The organism is Pedobacter nyackensis (genome assembly GCF_900176505.1).
GTDB classification, from domain to species: Bacteria; Bacteroidota; Bacteroidia; order Sphingobacteriales; family Sphingobacteriaceae; genus Pedobacter; species Pedobacter nyackensis.
Genome location: NZ_FWYB01000003.1, coordinates 179,172 through 197,525, shown reverse-complemented (window position 1 = coordinate 197,525; position 18,354 = coordinate 179,172). Strand labels below are relative to the sequence as shown.

General features: G+C 39.5%; 16 protein-coding genes and 1 riboswitch. Of the genes, 8 read left to right on the top strand and 8 right to left on the bottom strand.

Annotated elements, in window-relative coordinates; translation table 11 throughout:
- Window positions 1–21 precede the first annotated feature (21 nt).
- From B9A18_RS08965 to B9A18_RS08945, 5 genes are all read left to right on the top strand, one after another.
- Window positions 22–771, top strand: coding sequence for a Bax inhibitor-1/YccA family protein (locus tag B9A18_RS08965; protein WP_084288944.1), 750 nt, complete (start codon window positions 22–24; stop codon window positions 769–771).
- A gap of 191 nt (window positions 772–962) precedes the next feature.
- A complete protein-coding gene (locus B9A18_RS08960) occupies window positions 963–1,619 on the top strand; it encodes a hypothetical protein (RefSeq protein WP_144009439.1) in 657 nt (218 codons plus the stop codon).
- A 162-nt stretch (window positions 1,620–1,781) separates the two neighbouring features.
- A riboswitch (SAM riboswitch) is annotated at window positions 1,782–1,891 on the top strand.
- Between the two features lie 116 nt (window positions 1,892–2,007).
- The gene (gene metH, locus B9A18_RS08955; RefSeq protein ID WP_084288942.1) at window positions 2,008–5,667 is read left to right on the top strand and encodes a methionine synthase; all 3,660 of its coding nucleotides are present in this window, start codon (window positions 2,008–2,010) and stop codon (window positions 5,665–5,667) included.
- A 36-nt stretch (window positions 5,668–5,703) separates the two neighbouring features.
- Window positions 5,704–6,660, top strand: coding sequence for a methylenetetrahydrofolate reductase [NAD(P)H] (gene metF / locus B9A18_RS08950; RefSeq protein ID WP_084288941.1), 957 nt, complete (start codon window positions 5,704–5,706; stop codon window positions 6,658–6,660).
- A 131-nt stretch (window positions 6,661–6,791) separates the two neighbouring features.
- The gene (locus B9A18_RS08945) at window positions 6,792–7,226 is read left to right on the top strand and encodes an META domain-containing protein (RefSeq protein ID WP_084288940.1); all 435 of its coding nucleotides are present in this window, start codon (window positions 6,792–6,794) and stop codon (window positions 7,224–7,226) included.
- Here B9A18_RS08945 and thrC read toward each other — a convergent pair whose 3' ends face one another.
- From thrC to thrA, 3 genes are all read right to left on the bottom strand, one after another.
- Window positions 7,227–8,534 carry a threonine synthase gene (gene thrC, locus B9A18_RS08940; RefSeq protein WP_084288939.1) on the bottom strand — a complete coding sequence of 436 codons (1,308 nt, stop codon included), beginning with the start codon at window positions 8,532–8,534 and terminating at the stop codon, window positions 7,227–7,229.
- A 114-nt stretch (window positions 8,535–8,648) separates the two neighbouring features.
- Complete coding sequence (locus tag B9A18_RS08935) at window positions 8,649–9,584, bottom strand: homoserine kinase (protein WP_084288938.1); 936 nt, start codon at window positions 9,582–9,584, stop codon at window positions 8,649–8,651.
- A gap of 8 nt (window positions 9,585–9,592) precedes the next feature.
- The gene (thrA, locus tag B9A18_RS08930; RefSeq protein WP_084288937.1) at window positions 9,593–12,040 is read right to left on the bottom strand and encodes a bifunctional aspartate kinase/homoserine dehydrogenase I; all 2,448 of its coding nucleotides are present in this window, start codon (window positions 12,038–12,040) and stop codon (window positions 9,593–9,595) included.
- Between the two features lie 322 nt (window positions 12,041–12,362).
- On the opposite strand from thrA, the gene rsgA reads away from it, so the two are divergent.
- The 3 genes from rsgA to B9A18_RS08915 are packed head-to-tail and all read left to right on the top strand — an operon-like array spanning window position 12,363 to window position 14,085.
- Window positions 12,363–13,283 (top strand): ribosome small subunit-dependent GTPase A, encoded by a 921-nt coding sequence (gene rsgA, locus B9A18_RS08925; RefSeq protein ID WP_084288936.1) that lies wholly within the window; start codon window positions 12,363–12,365, stop codon window positions 13,281–13,283.
- An 18-nt stretch (window positions 13,284–13,301) separates the two neighbouring features.
- On the top strand, window positions 13,302–13,754 hold the full coding sequence (gene dtd, locus B9A18_RS08920) for a D-aminoacyl-tRNA deacylase (RefSeq protein ID WP_084288935.1): 453 nt from the start codon (window positions 13,302–13,304) through the stop codon (window positions 13,752–13,754).
- A gap of 1 nt (window position 13,755) precedes the next feature.
- Window positions 13,756–14,085, top strand: a complete 330-nt coding sequence (locus B9A18_RS08915; RefSeq protein WP_084288934.1) for a nucleotide pyrophosphohydrolase — start codon at window positions 13,756–13,758, stop codon at window positions 14,083–14,085.
- A 197-nt stretch (window positions 14,086–14,282) separates the two neighbouring features.
- On the opposite strand, the gene B9A18_RS08905 is transcribed toward B9A18_RS08915, so the two are convergent.
- The 5 genes from B9A18_RS08905 to B9A18_RS08885 all read right to left on the bottom strand — a co-directional run bounded on the left by B9A18_RS08905 (window position 14,283) and on the right by B9A18_RS08885 (window position 18,272).
- Window positions 14,283–14,675, bottom strand: coding sequence for an HIT family protein (locus B9A18_RS08905; protein ID WP_084288932.1), 393 nt, complete (start codon window positions 14,673–14,675; stop codon window positions 14,283–14,285).
- Window positions 14,676–14,684: 9 nt separating this feature from the next.
- Complete coding sequence (gene greA / locus B9A18_RS08900) at window positions 14,685–15,158, bottom strand: transcription elongation factor GreA (protein WP_084288931.1); 474 nt, start codon at window positions 15,156–15,158, stop codon at window positions 14,685–14,687.
- 347 nt (window positions 15,159–15,505) lie between these two features.
- The gene (locus B9A18_RS08895) at window positions 15,506–16,798 is read right to left on the bottom strand and encodes a lipopolysaccharide biosynthesis protein (protein WP_084288930.1); all 1,293 of its coding nucleotides are present in this window, start codon (window positions 16,796–16,798) and stop codon (window positions 15,506–15,508) included.
- 12 nt (window positions 16,799–16,810) lie between these two features.
- Window positions 16,811–17,332 carry a dTDP-4-dehydrorhamnose 3,5-epimerase family protein gene (locus B9A18_RS08890; protein WP_084288929.1) on the bottom strand — a complete coding sequence of 174 codons (522 nt, stop codon included), beginning with the start codon at window positions 17,330–17,332 and terminating at the stop codon, window positions 16,811–16,813.
- A 4-nt stretch (window positions 17,333–17,336) separates the two neighbouring features.
- A complete protein-coding gene (locus tag B9A18_RS08885; protein ID WP_159452619.1) occupies window positions 17,337–18,272 on the bottom strand; it encodes a glycosyltransferase family 2 protein in 936 nt (311 codons plus the stop codon).
- Window positions 18,273–18,354 lie beyond the last annotated feature (82 nt).

The window sequence follows — 18,354 nt, the reverse complement described above, 5'->3', positions numbered from 1 at the left end:
TTTAAATAAATTTAAAAACAAATGGATAACAACAATCAAAACTGGTCGCAACAGTCTGTATTTGTAGAAGATATAACGGGTAAAGTTGCCAAAAAATTCTTTGCAAACGTGTTCTTATGGATGTTTGTAGCGCTTAGCATTTCAAGTTTCGCAGCTTATTACATGTCAAGCACTCCAGAAATGATGACATACCTGATCAATCAGGAAACAGGTAAAATGGGTATGTTAGGCTGGGTAGCTATGCTTGCACCACTTGGTCTGGTTATGCTGATGAGCGCCGGATTGAACCGACTTTCTTACGCTGCACTGTTAGGTGTATTCATCCTTTACTCTGTATTAACAGGGGTTAGTTTAAGCTTTATCTTATTAGCCTACACTTCAGGCTCAGTATTGAGCTGTTTTATTGGCGCAGCCGGTATATTCGGTATTATGGCCGTAATGGGCTATACTACCAATGTAGACTTAAGTAAATTCGGTCCTATCCTAATGATCGGTGTAGTAGGTTTGGTTATTGCAAGTGTTGTAAACATGTTCATTCAAAGTGAAAACTTTAGCCTGTTTATGGCCTTCATCGGTATCGCAATCTTTACAGCTTTAACTGCTTATGATGTTCAGAAACTGAAAAGAATAGGCGCTGGCCTTGAAGAAAGTGGTGCAACTATGCAAGATGCAGATACTAAGAAATTAGCTATTATGGGTGCGTTATCACTTTATCTTGACTTCCTAAACATCTTCATTTACTTATTAAGAATATTTGGCGACAGAAGATAATTCTTTCTGACTTATATAAAAGAAGCCCTCTGACCTAAAAATCAGGGGGCTTCTTTTGTATCGTCTTTTTATGTTCTCAAACCCCTATTCTATCTAACTAAATAGTTACACCAGTAAATACTTCACAATATTAAAAACGATTACATTAGTACCGGCAGCGTTAGGTACTGCCACAAAACACATCTACACAAATGAATTACAAGAAACTACTTATTCTCAGCTTAATGCTATGCATTGGGTTGGCCGGTAAAACACAGGAAATTATCCGCACTAATTTTATGATTGAAGATTATAAAAAGGGTATACAGGAAATAGAACTTACTTTTAACAACTTCATTATTGGAATAGATCCTGAGGGCAAAATTTGCTTTGTTGAACCTCTAAAAAGAAGCGTCCCAAACTATTGGGACGACTTTGAAGACAACGCTGTCAATGGAGGAAAAAAAATCGGCGACTTAGATGTCACTTATTATGATAATTTTGACAGTGCCAAGTCCGGAAAAATAAAATCAATAGATGGAATTCCATTCGATTATTACAGCAATTTTGATATTCATGACAAAAAAGGACGCTTAAAGTCAATTGGAAAGATAGCCTTCAAATACAATAACAATTTTGACATTCATGATATTAACGGTACACTAAAATCTATCGGGAATATTGACATCAAATACAACAACAGCTTTGACATACATGATTCCAAAGGAACTTTGAAATCCGTCGGCCCAATAAAGATAAGCTGGTATAACACTTTTGATAATGACGCATTGCGCGGCAAAATAAAATCTATCAGAGGAAATACCCGGGCATTACATGTTACCAGAGTTAACAACAATAGTAATCCCTGAGTTTCATACTCGCCATTTAGCCCTTCAGCGATTTAGTACTCTAAACTACTAAAATACAGAATATAATTCCAATTTTACCATCAATCTGTCAGTTCTATACAATTTTATATGCTTTAACCTCTGTTTTTTTGGAAATGACTTTTCTTTGTTGCACCTTTGTAAGGCTTATAGAGAAAGACGGAGGGATTAGACCCTACGAAGTCTTGGCAACCTGTGCTTACAAGGTGCTAAATTCTACTGGAACTGAACCATTAGTTCCGGAAAGATAAGTTGAATTCGTCCAACACCAGAATTCCGAATAAGCTTTGTATGTAATGAGTTCGGCACTTGTTTAGGCTTTAGCCTCTATCAAAAATAGCTTATTACCTGCTCATATGATTTTTTGTAAATGAACATTAGAGAAGAATTAGAAAAACGGATCCTAATTATCGATGGTGCAATGGGCACTATGATACAGCGTTACGTTTTAACTGAAGAGGATTTTAGAGGCGAGCGCTTCAAAAACCACCCATGTGATGTAAAGGGAAACAACGACTTATTAAACTTAACTCGTCCCGACATCATCAAAGCGATACATACCGAATACCTAAAGGCCGGTACTGATATCATTGAGACCAATACTTTTAGTACGCAGCGCATCTCTCTGGCCGATTACCAGATGGAAGAGTTGGACTATGAGATGAGTTTTGAAGGCGCTAAAATTGCCAAAGAAGCCGTAAATGAATTCATGGCTGCAAACCCTGGTCGCGTATGTTTTGTAGCCGGTGCTGTAGGCCCCACCAACAGAACATTATCCATTTCCCCGGATGTGAATGACCCTGGTTTCAGAGCCATCACATTTGATGAGCTGGTTGATGCCTACGACCAACAGGTTCGTGGCTTGATTGATGGTGGTGCTGATGTGCTGCTAATTGAAACTATTTTTGATACGTTAAATGCCAAAGCTGCCATATTTTCTATTAAAAAATATGAAACAGAAATTGGTCGCAAGATAGAGATCATGATCTCTGGTACCATTACTGATGCATCAGGGCGGACTTTAAGCGGTCAAACCGCTGAGGCTTTCCTGAATTCAGTAATCCATGCCAACCCTTTAAGCATAGGCTTTAACTGTGCCCTCGGTGCTAAAGACATGAGGCCCCACATTGAGGAACTTTCCGCAAAAGCGCCTTGTTACGTTTCAGCTTATCCAAACGCAGGCTTGCCAAACGAGTTTGGTGCCTATGATGAAATGCCACATGAAACAGCTCACCTGGTTGGAGATTTTATCCAGCATGGTTTTGTAAATATTGTTGGTGGTTGCTGTGGTACCACACCTGACCACATTGGCTGCATCGCCGAGAAGGCAAAAAATATAGCTCCCCGTAAAATCCCTCAGCTTGAGCCATACATGCGCTTAAGCGGTCTGGAGCCGGTAACGATAACTCCAGAGAGTATTTTTGTAAATATAGGTGAGCGTACCAATATCACCGGATCACCAAAATTCTCTAAGCTGATTTTAGGTGGCGATTTTGAAGCTGCACTGGCCGTTGCCCGTCAGCAGGTTGAAGGCGGCGCGCAGGTGATTGATGTAAACATGGATGAAGGAATGATTGATTCAGAAGCATCAATGACCAAATTCCTCAACCTGATTGCGTCTGAGCCAGATATTTCTAAACTGCCTATCATGGTCGATTCTTCGAAATGGACTGTAATAGAAGCCGGCTTAAAATGCTTACAGGGTAAGGGAATTGTAAACTCCATATCCCTAAAAGAAGGCGAAGAAAAGTTCAGAGAGAGTGCACGTAAAATTATGACCTACGGCGCTGCTGTAGTTGTAATGGCTTTTGATGAGCAAGGACAGGCTGATAATTTTGAAAGAAGAAAAGAGATCTGTAAAAGATCATACGATATTTTAGTTGATGAAATCGGTTTCCCGCCACAGGACATCATTTTTGATCCAAACATCCTGACGGTAGCTACCGGTTTAGAAGAACACAATAACTATGCGGTAGACTTTATAAATGCTACGCGCTGGATTAAAGAAAACCTTCCTTATGCAAAAGTAAGCGGTGGTGTATCTAATATTTCCTTCTCTTTCAGAGGGAATAACACGGTAAGGGAAGCCATGCACTCGGCATTCTTGTACCATGCCATTCAAGCCGGACTTGATATGGGAATTGTAAATGCCGGCATGCTGGAAGTTTATCAGGAGATTCCACCTGAACTACTAGTACTGGTTGAAGATGTTTTGCTAAACCGCAGAGACGACGCAACCGAAAGGCTTGTTGAATTTGCAGATACCATCAAATCAAAAGGTAAAGAAATCGTAAGAGACGAAGAATGGCGTAAAGGTCCTGTTGAAGAAAGACTTTCGCATGCTTTGGTTAAAGGGATCATAGAATACCTGGACAATGATGTGGAAGAAGCTCGTCAGAAATACGCAAGACCAATCCAGGTTATTGAAGGTCCTCTGATGGATGGGATGAACATCGTCGGCGACCTTTTTGGAGCCGGAAAAATGTTCTTACCTCAGGTGGTAAAATCAGCCCGCGTAATGAAAAAAGCGGTAGCATACTTATTGCCTTTTATTGAACAGGAAAAACTAGACAATCCGGATCAGGATCAGAATTCATCTGCAGGAAGGATATTAATGGCGACCGTAAAAGGTGACGTACATGATATCGGTAAAAATATTGTAGGTGTAGTTTTAGCTTGTAATAACTTCGAAATTGTTGATATGGGCGTGATGGTTCCTGCACAGGATATCATTAAAAAAGCCAAGGAAATCAATGCAGATATTATTGGCTTAAGTGGTCTCATCACTCCTTCATTGGATGAGATGGTGCATTTTGCCAAAGAAATGGAACGCGAAGGCTTTACCATTCCTTTAATGATTGGTGGAGCTACGACTTCCCGTATCCATGCGGCAGTAAAAGTGGCACCAAACTATTCAGGTCCTGCTATACATGTTTTGGATGCTTCGAGAAGCGTAACTGTAGCCAGTACCTTAATGAATAAGGATGCACGTGACGAATATATCGCCGGCATTAGAGCTGAATATGATAAAGCACGCGAAGCACACTTAAACAAGCGGTCTGACAAACGTTTCAAAACCATTGAAGAAGCACGTAAGGATAACTTTAAAATAGATCCGGCTTTGGTGGCTCCTGCTCCAACCTTTACTGGCACACGGGTTTTTGAAAATTATCCGTTAGAAGAGCTTGTACCTTATATTGACTGGACTCCGTTTTTCCAGACCTGGGAACTGCGCGGTGCATACCCAAGAATTCTGGAGGACAAAGTAGTTGGTGATGAGGCAAAGAAACTATTTGCTGACGCACAGGCTTTGTTAAAAAGGATAGTTGATGAGAAATTGTTAACTGCGAAAGCGGTAATTGGTTTCTGGCCGGCCAATGCAGTTGGTGATGATATCGTGTTAAATGTAGATGGTAAAGAAGAGGTTATTCATACTTTGCGGCAGCAAGCTGAAAAAACTGCGGACCAACCTTACTATGCGCTTTCGGACTTTATTGCACAGAAAGAAACTGGTGTACCTGATTATTTTGGAGGATTTGCATTAACAACTGGTATAGGTTGTGATGAATTGGTAGCAGAATTTGAAGCGGCTTATGACGATTACAACAGCATTATGGCTAAAGCATTAGCTGATAGGCTTGCAGAAGCTTTTGCTGAAAAAATGCACGAACTGGTACGTAAAGACTACTGGGGTTATGCCAAAGACGAAATCCTGGACAATGAAGCCTTAATTAAGGAAGAATATTCCGGTATCCGTCCTGCACCAGGTTACCCTGCTTGTCCGGAACACACCGAAAAAGGAACCTTGTTTGAATTGCTGGATGCTGAGGCAAAAATTGGACTTCGCTTAACCGAAAGCTATGCCATGTACCCTACCGCAGCAGTAAGCGGATTCTATTTCGCACACCCGCAATCAAGGTATTTTGGATTGGGTAAAATCACCAAAGACCAGGTTGAAGATTACGCAGTACGGAAAAACATGCCGCTTGAAGAAGTAGAAAGATGGCTGAGTCCTAACCTTGCGTATTAATCCTCTATTGAACACAAACCAAAAACGACTAGACTAATGAAAATTATAGATCATATACATAATGCAAAGGGTAAGACCTTATTCTCATTTGAATTATTACCGCCTATAAAAGGCCAAAGTATTAAGGGAATATTTGATGCTATTGATCCTTTAATGGAGTTCAACCCTCCTTTTATTGATGTAACTTACCTACGTGAGGACTATATTTATAAGCAACATCCCAATGGTTTATTGGAGAAAGTAGCTTATCGCAAGCGCCCAAGTACTGTAGCTACATGTGCAGCAATCATGAACAAGTACAAAGTAGATGCTGTACCACATTTGATTTGTGGTGGTTTTACTAAAGATGAAACTGAGAATGCTTTGATCGATCTTCAGTTTCTGGGTATCGACAACGTATTGGTTTTAAGGGGCGATGCGCGAAAAAGCGATAGTTCTTTTGTTCCCACCGCCAATGGTCATGCTTACGCTTCAGAACTGCTGAGTCATGTTGTAGATATGAACAGAGGCAAATACCTGCATGATGATATGGAAAGTGCTGAAAAAACAGATTTCTGTATAGGTGTTGCGGGCTACCCTGAGAAACACTTTGAATCACCTAATCTCGATACCGATTTCAAATATTTGAAACATAAGGTAGATACAGGGGCTGATTTTATTGTAACCCAGATGTTCTTCGACAACAACAAGTACAGAGAATTTGTAGAAAAATGTAGGGCTAACGGAATTAATGTGCCCATTATTCCCGGATTGAAACCAATCACCAGCAGCAAACAACTCATTAGCTTACCTAAAATATTCCATCTGGATATTCCTCTGGCCCTGACTGAAGCAGTACATGCCTGCAAATCGGAGAAAGAGGTAAAAGAAGTGGGAATTGAGTGGATGATTAACCAATGTAATGAGCTTAAAGCGATGGGCGCACCTGTATTGCATTTCTATACAATGGGAAATCCGGAGCCTACAAAACGAATTGCACAGGCCGTTTTTTAAAGAAGATCTTAACTGACTGCGTTTTTTGGAACACTCTTTGTATATTCATTCAAAGAGATTTATTATTCTAAACAGGATATCCAGGGAAGCATTTCTTTGGATATCTGTTTTATAACCATAAAAAACACGATATGAAAAGGTTGATGCTATTTGCATTAGTTATTACAAGTTCTTTAGCTGCTTGTACAACAATGAAGTCTGGGGCAATAGAAAATGGTGGATTATCCCAATTGGGTGGAACATGGGAATTGACTTACATATCCGGACCAAGAATAGCATTCAATGGTTTATATCCTGGTAAAAAACCAATCATCAAATTTGATGTCGCAGAAAAGAGGTTTAGCGGCAATACCAGCTGTAATTCGTTCTCAGGTCAACTGATAGCAGACGATACGACAATTAACTTCACAAAACCGTTTATGATGACAAAAATGGCCTGTCCTGGTGAAGGAGAGACCACTTTTGTAGAGATGCTGAAGAAAGCAAGTACTTATGCGATAACCAGCGACAGTACCCTTAATTTTATGATGGGTGATATTGCCATTATGCGCTTTACTAAAAAATAGCTAATAGCTATTCAGATATTCTTTAAAAGATTCGAAGGCAGTATCCATAACGGTTGACTGCTTTTGTTTTTTAGCAAGGTTTTTCACCTGTTCAGGTATCTCAATTTTAGCTTTCATTTCTTCAGGGAAAATATCAGGAAACTTACAGGCATGTGCAGTGGATAGGAAAACTCCTGCAAAGTCTTTATCCGCAGCATCTTTTCTATATTCCTGTAAAGCCTTCCATGCAATTGCGGTATGCGGACAAGCAATATAATTGAAATCACTATATAGGACTTGCATGCCCTCCAGGGTTTCCTGATCTGTAAAACGATAACTTTTCAATATTTGCTGTAATGCGGCTTTATCATTTTGGAAAAGATCCATAATCCTTACCCAGTTGCTTGGTGCCCCCACATCCATGGCATTGGCATAAGTTTGTACAGATGGTCGGGTTTCGTACACCCCAGTTTCCAGGAACCTTGGAACAGTATCGTTCACATTGGTCGCAGCCACAAACTGTTTTACAGGCAAGCCCATTTTATAGGCCAGTAAACCAGCGGCAATATTTCCAAAGTTCCCGCTAGGCACCACAAATACCACTTCCCTTTTACCTTGCTTTTTTAACTGCGCATAGGCATTGAAATAATAGAATGTTTGTGGAATCAGTCTCGAAATATTTATAGAGTTGGCTGAGGTAAGGCGAAGCTTGGCATTCAGCTCATCATCTGCAAAAGCCTGTTTTACTAAGGCCTGGCAATCGTCAAAAGTCCCCTCTACCTCAATAGCATGAATGTTTTGTCCATTAGTGCAAAGCTGAAGTTCCTGTATATCACTCACCTTCCCTTTTGGATAAAGAATGGTTACCCGTGTATTTGGTACGCCTAAAAAACCAAGCGCTACAGCGCCACCGGTATCACCCGAAGTAGCAACCAGTACATCAAGCATCTGCTCATTGTCTTTTAAAAAGTAGCCCATAATGCGGCTCATAAACCTAGCCCCAAAATCTTTAAATGCTAAAGAAGGTCCATGAAAAAGTTCTAGCACATAGTCATCCTCAGCCAGTTTTACTACCGGAGCATCAAAATTAATGGCATCATCAATGATTCTTTTCAGGTCATCAGCAGGAATAGCACCCTGTAATAAAGCTGAAGCCACTTTAAAGGCGATTTGAGGCAATGTAAACTGATCAATGGTATCAATGAATTCCTGATCCAATTGCGGAATGTGAACAGGCATATATAGGCCTTTGTCTGCAGGCATACTGTTGAACACTGCAGTTGGAAAATCGACACTTAGGTTATGGTTGTTTGTACTGTATAATTTCATTTTGTTTAATCATTTTTATTTAAGTCGTTCGTCATCCCAGCGAAGGCCGGGATCCGTTAATAGCAGGATGACAATTGCTCATGCATGACGAAGTATTTATGTTCAACAATAACTTTAATCTAAAATTATTGGCCCTTTTTTATTGACTTCCGAAACAAAAGCCAGACTATTGATAGCAATATTTTTTAAATGCTGTTGTAGTTTCTGAGTGATCTGCTTAGCTGTTTCTGCATCTTTAGTTAATGCAAACACAGATGGTCCTGAGCCCGAAATTCCAAAACCTATAGCTCCGGCTTCCATAGCCAGTCCTCTTAATCTTTCAAAATCCGGGATCAAAATAGAGCGTGTAGGCTCTACCAGCACATCGGTCATACTACGACCAATCAAATCATAATCATTCATAAACAAGCCGCTTACCAATCCAGCAACATTCCCCCATTGAGTTACCGCATCTTTTAAAAACACTTTCGACCGAATCATCTGACGTGCATCTTTAGTAGGCACATCAACTTCAGGATATACAATAGCTGCATGCATATCTTGCGGAAAAGGCAGACTAATGATATCCAGCGGGCTATAACTCCTGATGAGTACAAAACCACCCATTAAGGCAGGTGCCACGTTATCCGCATGACCGTATCCACAGGCCAACTCCTCCCCCTTCATCGCAAAAGGAACAAGCTCTTTATTCGTTAGTGGACTATCAAACAAAGTATTAATAGCAAATAAACCTGCTACTGTACTGGCCGAACTGGAACCTAAGCCACTTCCTATAGGCATCTTCTTATGTAGTTCTATTTCAATACCCACATCAGGTCGGCCAATATGTGCTAAATATTGTTTGGCAATCGCACTCACTGTATTCTTGTCGGGATTTAAAGGTAAACGACCTTCATCACCGGTAATTTTTAAAAGGGAAACACCTGGTTTATCCGTAAGGCGCATAATTACTTCATCGCCGGGCTCATTTACCGCGAAACCCAACACATCAAAACCACATACTACGTTGGCCACTGTGGCCGGAGCGAAAACTTTTATCGATTTATTCATATTGCTATTTATCTTTTACCAACGTTTATGATGTCTGCAAATACCCCTGCTGCAGTTACTTCTGCACCTGCACCAGGCCCTTTAACCACTAAAGGACGTTCTTTATAGCGATCTGTTGTAAATGAGATGATGTTATCGCTACCTGAAAGCATGTAGAAAGGATGACTATCATCCACCATTTGCAGGGTAATAGCAACCTTACCATCTTCCAGTTTACCAATGTATCTTAATACCTTATTGCCTTTTGCGGCTTCCTGTTTCAGGTTTTCAAAGTGCGCGGCATTTTTTTCCATAGCCACATAAAAATCAGGTACACTAGCGGCGGCCAAACAGTCTGCCGGAAGCATACTTTCTATAGCAACATCCTTTTCTTCCAGGGCGTATCCTGCATCACGCGCAAGGATGAGCATTTTGCGCATAAAATCCTTACCGTTCAGATCGTCTCTCGGATCGGGCTCGGTATAACCTAAATCCTGCGCTTCCTTCACTACTTCATGAAATAACCTGTCGCCTTTAAAATTGTTGAAGATGTAGGATATAGTACCAGATAAAATAGCTTCGATTCTTCCAATCCTATCACCACTAAGCATTAAATCCTTTAGTGTACGGATGATTGGCAAGCCTGCACCTACGTTTGTCTCGTAATAAAAGTCAACCCCATGTTTCCTCGCGGCTTGCTTGAAAGCCACATACTGATCGTATTCAGCAGAGTTCCCGATCTTGTTGCAAGTAACTACAGAGATGCTGGACTGCAATACATCCAGGTAAAACTGGATTGGATTATGACTTGCAGTATTGTCTACAAACACACAATTGGCCAGATTCATATTCTTCATCTGTTTAATGAATTCGCCCAAATCCGCCTGTTCTCCCTGTGTTTCCAGTGTTTCTTCCCAATTAGCCAGATCTAAACCATCTGGATTCAGATACATTTTACGGGTATTACTAACGCCCATAACTTTCACCTGCAGATCATTGTTCTTCGCTAGAAAAGGCATCTGGTTTTGCAGTTGCTGGAACAGTGTCTTTCCGATATTACCGGTACCAAGACAAAATACATTCAGTGTTTTTTTCAAGTCTGAATAGAACGCATCATGAACAGCATTCACTGCTTTTGAAAGATCAGCTCTTGATAGAATTACTGAGATATTATATTCTGAAGATCCCTGTGCGATAGCTCTGATGTTTACACCATTTCTACCCAGCGCATTAAACAATTTCCCCGAAATCCCCGGCGTACGTTTCATGTTTTCACCTACTATGGCCAATACCGAAAGCCCGTTCTCCACCTCAGGATATTCCAGTTTGCGGGCCTGAAGTTCCAATTCAAACTCCTTATTAATCAACGACAATGCTTTTAAAGCATCAGAAGGCTTAACAGCAAAAGTGATGCTATGCTCTGAAGAAGATTGTGTGATCAGCACCACATTGATCTGTTCTCTGGATAAAAGCGAGAACAGTCGGCCACTGAAACCAGCCTTACCTACCATTCCACTTCCCGAAAGATTTAAAATACTGATTTCATCGATTGAGGAAATCCCTTTTATAGGAAGGTTCGATGCATGTGCACCATGTTTGATATAAGTACCTTCGAAATCAACGTTAAAAGTATTTTTAATAACAATGGGAATTTTCTTTAAGAAAGCGGGAGTCATAGTTGGCGGGTAGATCACCTTTGCACCGAAATAAGATAGCTCCATTGCTTCTATATAACTGAGTTCCGGTAAAGAAAAAGCTTTCTTAACGATCCTTGGATCGGCAGTAAGCATCCCATCAACATCTGTCCAGATTTGAATTTCCTGCGCATTTAAAGCGCCTCCCCAGATTGCGGCAGTATAATCGCTACCCCCGCGACCTAAAGTAGTGATGCGACCTTCCTCGTTACTCGAAATGAATCCGGTAACAAAAAGTAATTTATCCTTATTAGATTCATAAAAATCTCTGATCAGCGTTTCTGTAAGCTGAGTATTAACTTTCGCTTGTCCGAAATTACTATCAGTTTTGATCAGTTCGGCCCCATTTACAAATAGCGCATTGGCAAAATGCTGGCAGGCAATATGGCTAACCATTACTGTCGAACAGCGTTCACCATAACTTAAAATCAAATCTTTAGTCTGCGAACTCAGTTCGCGAAGGTTATAAACCGACTGCAGAATATCTTCCAACTCATTGAAATAGATCTTCAATTTGGTAAGTACAGGGTTTTGAGCGCCTGCAGGAAGTAAGGTGCGGATGACTTCAAAATGTCTGGCCTCTACCTGTTTCAGCTGATCAGCGTAATCGCTTGCATTCCTCGCATTTTCTGCCATCTCCAATAGGGTGTTGGTTACGCCCCCCATTGCAGAAAGAACAACGATAGGGTTCTCATCTCCCTTTTCCTTTTTAAGAATTTCCATCAGCGCGCTTATGCTTTGAGCTGAACCGACAGATGTACCTCCAAATTTTAAAATATTCATAGTTTTTCAATAATTCGTTTGCGTCTTTACTTGCAATGGCAAGGTTCAGACAGGTTTGGTCAAAAAAAAAGCGCCTTCCCCAGTTAGAGGAAGGCGCTTTTTTGTGGTTTTTTATATCTTTTTCAGCCCACTAGCTTACCGTCCTCCGTGCTATGCCGGTGGTTGTGGTAATCGTAGTTGTGGTTGAATTGTTAATCATTGTATTTTTTACACTATCTGTTATGTGCCGTAAAGTAAAGTTATATTTTTCTAATTAGCAAGCATTTGTAAAAATATTTATGAGGGATATAGTATTTAGTAAATTCTTACCTTTACCAATTATATGCAAGGATTAGTAATAAAGTCGACGGGAAGCTGGTATCAGGTACATGGAGAAAATGGGCTTGAATACAACTGCCGAATAAAAGGGAAGTTCAGAATTCAAGGTATTCAAACCACTAATCCTGTTGCAGTGGGTGATCAGGTAGGGTTTGAGCTGGAACCAAACTCAGACAATGGCGTGATCAATAAATTGTACGACAGGCGGAATTATATCATCCGTAAATCCATCAATTTATCCAAACAAGCGCAAATTATTGCGGCCAACCTCGACCAGGCTTTTTTAGTGGTTACCTTAGCTTCTCCGCGAACATCATTAGGTTTTATTGACCGTTTTCTGGCAACAGCCGAAGCTTATGATATCCCGGCCATGCTTATCTTTAATAAGCTCGACCTTTATAATGAAGATGGCTTAGAGGTATTGGCTGAATATCAAAGGATTTACGAAAACATTGGTTACCCTTGCTATACAGTTTCTGCCCTTGAAGGCACAAACATTCCTTTGATTGAAAGTTTACTAAAAGATAAAACCACTTTATTCTCCGGCCATTCGGGTGTGGGAAAATCAAGTCTGATCAATGTGCTCCTACCTGGCCATAGCATTAAAACAGGTGAAATCTCGGAAGCGAGCGACAAGGGGCAACATACGACTACCTTTGCCGAAATGCATGCCTTACCTTTTGGTGGTTACTTAATCGATACACCGGGCATACGCGAACTGGGCATATTCGACATTAAACCTGAGGAACTTGGACATTACTTCAGGGAAATGAGGGACCTGATGAATCAATGCAAGTTTAACAATTGCAGGCATGTCAATGAACCTGGATGTGCTGTACTTAAAGCAGTAGAGAATGGTGAAATAGAATTGAGCAGATATGAAAGCTATCTGAGCATTTATCATGGTAACGAAACCAGAGCCTAAACGCAATTTAAGTACATTATGAGAGCGGTTATACAAAGAGTTACTTCAGCGAGCTGTGTTGTAGAGGGGAATACCACCGGCACTATCGGACTCGGCTTCTTAGTTTTACTTGGCATTGAGGATGCCGATAGCTTAGAAGATATGGAATGGCTGGCAGGGAAAATAGCTAACATGAGGGTTTTCGGAGATGAGCAAGGCTTAATGAATAAAGCTTTGGCCGACATAGACGGGAACATCTTACTGATTAGCCAATTCACATTGTTTGCAGCCACAAAAAAAGGAAACAGGCCTGGTTTTACCAGAGCCGCCCGACCAGATAAGGCAATTCCACTTTACGAAGCGATGATTAAACAGCTTTCTTCGCTATTGAATAAAGACGTACAAACGGGCATTTTCGGTGCTGATATGAAGATCAGCCTGGTAAATGACGGGCCGGTAACGATAATTCTTGACACAAAAAATAAAGAATAACATGACTATAGCAGAAGCACAGGAAACGGTAGATCAGTGGATTAAAACGACTGGTATCCGTTATTTTAATGAATTAACTAACACAGCTATTTTGATGGAAGAGGTTGGCGAGGTAGCCAGAATCATGTCGCGAAAATATGGCGAGCAGTCGTTTAAAAAGAGTGATGAGGCTGTTGATTTAGGTGACGAGATGGCGGATGTGTTATTCGTATTGATTTGCCTGGCTAACCAGACTGGAATCGATCTGACTGCTGCGATGGAAAGGAACCTGATTAAGAAGAGTATCAGGGATGCAGACAGGCATAAGAATAATGACAAGTTAAAAAAATAGGCAATCTACTCAATGGCTGGAACAGTTGCCTTGAAGGAAGGCAAATATTCCTATGCCCTTTCGCAGATACCAATTTTTTTGTTCACAAAAACCAAGACAGACAACTTGTCTTATACCAGCACAAAAAAGGAGCGACAATTCATTTGTCGCTCCTTTTTTGTGCTATATCAAAGCTTCAGAAGCCTGATCTTATTTTTTTAGAGTACAGCTTTAATTTTCGCTGCTGCTTCGGCCAGCTCTTCCTGCGTTGGTTGCAGCTTAGCTTTGCTGAAATTCATATCATTCACATTGTTCATTGGAATCAGGTGAATGTGCACATGTGGCACTTCTAATCCAATTACAGCAACACCTACCTTTTTACATGGGAAAGCCTTTTTTACACCAGTAGCCACTGTTTTTGCAAACAGGGATAAGCCTAAATAGCTTTCATCGTCCATATCGAAAATGTAATCTACTTCCTTTTTAGGAATTACCAGTACATGTCCCATCACCAACGGACTCACGTCCAGAAAGGCCAGGAAATCGGCAGTTTCAGCAACGATATGTGCTGGAATCTCACGATTAACGATTTTTGAAAAGATACTTGCCATATTTTAATGTTATCTGCTGATCTCTAATATTTCGAATTCCATTTTACCTGCAGGCACTTCGATTTCTGTCTTATCACCTACAGATTTACCTAGTAATCCTTTTGCAATTGGTGATTTTACAGAGATCTTTCCTGTTTTAAGGTCGGCCTCTGATTCTGCTACCAACTGGTAAGACATGGTAGCGCCGTTTTTAATGTTTTTTATTTTTACTATAGAAAGCGCAAGCACCTTCGTGGTATCTAATTTAGACTCATCGATCAGCCTTGCGGTTGAAAGGGTTGTCTCCATTTTAGAAATTTTTGCTTCATGTAAACCTTGTGCTTCCTTAGCTGCATCATATTCTGCATTCTCTGAAAGATCGCCCTTATCTCTGGCTTCGGCAATTGCCTTTGAAATCAACTGCCTTCCGGTGGTTTTCAAATATTGCAATTCCTCTTTCAGTTTATCTAAACCATCTTGGGTATAATACGTTACCTCTGTCATAGCTCGTTTATTTTTGTGTAAATCCTATAAAAAACAAACAAGACTACATCGGCTACTAAGCCTACATAGTCTTGCTTCAATTAAAACGAAGATAACAGGGTAATAGCATAAAACCAAATTTTTAAGCTGAAATGATTTTGAGCTGTTATAACGCAAAAAGGCGGTCGACGTCCATTTTTGGTCTAAAAATTACGATTACTAACTTATATTATAATAAATATATTTCTGAGTAGTTTTTGCTATTCATTGAGGCAATGATCCTCCAAAAAATAGAATAATTGCGTTTCTGTTAAAATGGTCTTTCAGTATATTTCCCTACATGGTTAGGTTTAATGAGACACTAGATATCAAAAAACGCATATTAAAGTTATAGTCCCTGTTATTAGAATAACAACAGCACTAATTGATAATTGGTATCGTGGTTTTAATTCACATCTACGATAGAGTACAAATTCCTGTACACTTAGCTTAAACAACTCTAAAAGCACTACTGCCCATGCTAATGTCTGAATGTCCTTATCGAAACAATACCATATGATCAACGGGTAGAAAAGAAGGCCTAATCTCATCCCTTTTAATTCGTACCCGGTTAATTTCAGCATTTGCAGGAAACTGTTATTAATTGCACCGATGCTATAAACCAGATTGTATAAAAGTATTATAAAGTACAAATGCCTGACAGATGCCACATCCGCATCTAACTTAAATAATCCTAAAACCTGTTTATAGCATACAAAGCAAACGATGTATAATACAATGCAGCCAGAAAGATAGACCCAATTTGTTTCCTTCCATACCTTAAAAATAGCAGATCTATCTTCCAAGTTATTAAAATGCCCGATAATAGGTTTCACAGCCATCCCCCAGCTACTTGCATACAATTGAAATCCGGCATTGGTAAGCAGGCAAATATTCAATAACCCCGTAGCTTCTTTACCAAAATGGGTGTAGCCAAATATTCTTATAAGAATGAATGGAAATGAGTAAACAAAAAATGTAGGCATTAACAGCCTCCCCTGCTTCATTAAAAAGGAAATATCTTTTTTTATTGTTAGCTCTTTTTTGTTTTTTCTTATTTGAAGATCTATCAAAATGGATAGAATAGTTAGCACATTAATACAAATTAGAAGAACAAGTATACTCTGGAGTGATAAATCAAACACTGATTTAATTACCAACAGAATAACGAACTTGGCAAGTTCTTTAGCCAGCAGAATATAAATATCATTCTTCACATTGAGCATACTTCGATAATAAGCCAAAGCAATACTTGTAAAAGAGTTAACCAGAGTGCTTGAGACTACAAAGATGACTGCGATGGGACTAAGCGAATCATGAATTAAATGAAGGGCTTGAAAGAAGAAAAATAAAATTAAACTAAAAAAGCACAGTCCAGCACCAAGTAGGGCAGCAGAAAATGCCATATTACTATGTTCACTCTTGCCGCTTTGCGTTTGGATTGAGACTGGGCTTCCCCAGGTTATAAACACTTCCAAAACTGCTGAGATCCCTATGAGGAAGTAGTAAGTACCTATATCCCCAATGGGTAAAGATCGAATAATCAGCAAAGTGAATAAAAAAGAAATGCCCCTGGTAAATACAAGAGCAGCCCCGTATTGAAATACTCTTTTCCTGATCAACGGTTGATTGTATTAAATTGATCTTTTTTCAAATGTATAGGGTATCTGAGGATCATCAAAATCTATACGCAGGTGATCGGGATTTTCATATACATATGCTTTATCTACCATATTTAATATCATACTCGCATTGTGATTGATATTCTGAACGCCATGCCACACACCTGGCGGAATAAGTACAGTTCCCGGACGATGTTCGCTAAGTTTAAATTCATTAATTTTCCCTGCAGTAGGAGAATCAGGACGAGCGTCAAATAAAACTACTTTAACAGCCCCATAAATTATCGAGAGCCTGTCAACTGTTATAGCATGGGCATGCCAGGCAGAGATGGCTCCTGGTTGTAAATGCACTCTAAATACCTGGCCTATTTCAGTGTTATCAAACCATTCTGACCTAAACATTTCTGTTAAATAACCATTGTCTTTAATTACATTTCTGATTTCCTTAAATTCAACACCTTCAATCATTGAAGCATTTATCGGCTCCCAATCTGCAGTAATATTTTGCTTGTCTTTCGTGAAATTTTTTATCATAAAACTATTTTGTATCTCTGTTTAGTTTTGACAACCCACGTACATCACGTAAATAATCAATCACCCCACCTTTTTTTCTAAATTTCATTCTATTGGTCAAAGCATGAGGGCTAAATCGATAACGAATAGCAAAAAAGACAATCGGTTTCTTAAAAAAAAACCAAAAATATTCTTTTAAAGAGACCCTGTTGTGCCGTAAAGCTAAATGATAACAAAGCTCAGTCAGTACATTTTCTCTAAATTCAGCAGTGTACATACGCTCAAAGACATATTCATGCTCCTCCACCTGTCGATTTAAATAGGAGTCTTTGCGACAGCCCGATTGAATAGCAATAACACTTAATTTCTGTACAGGTGTTATTTTCATACCTAATTTATTTACCCTGTTAATCCATTCCTGCGATGGAGCATTATAAATCTCCCTCGCACTTTTCCATAAGCCAGCTTTGGTAATGGTATCCCTTTTTACCAACCATGTAGAAGCCGGAATAAAAAAAAACGGGAAGTATCGATTCTCTTTGGTAAATACAGGAAGGTTATAAGCCAGATTAAATTTGTGAACATTATAAGCTAGAAACCAGGAGTATACTAAATCGGATTCCGACTGATAAAGACTTTCCATCAAAGCACTCAAATGTTCAGGATACCATAAATCATCATGATTTAGCCATGCAATTAATTCTCCAGTACTCTTTTGGAAACCAATATTATTCGGATAAGATTGCTCCCCAAAATTTTCTTCCAGATTATAAAAACTGATTCTTTTGTCGACAAAAGAATTTACCACCTCTTCCGTATCATCGGTACAATGATCACCAATGACAATAATTTCGAAATTTTGATAATCTTGTTTTAAAACAGAAGCAATACTGAATTTTAATACATTACTACGGTTATAAGTTGCTATAACTACTGAAACGAGAGGTTTTTCTGTTGCCACGATGAGATAAAAAAGTAGTCATGTATTTTCAAAAAGTAAATATATCGAAAAAACATGATAAATGCATTCTATTTGTAATAGA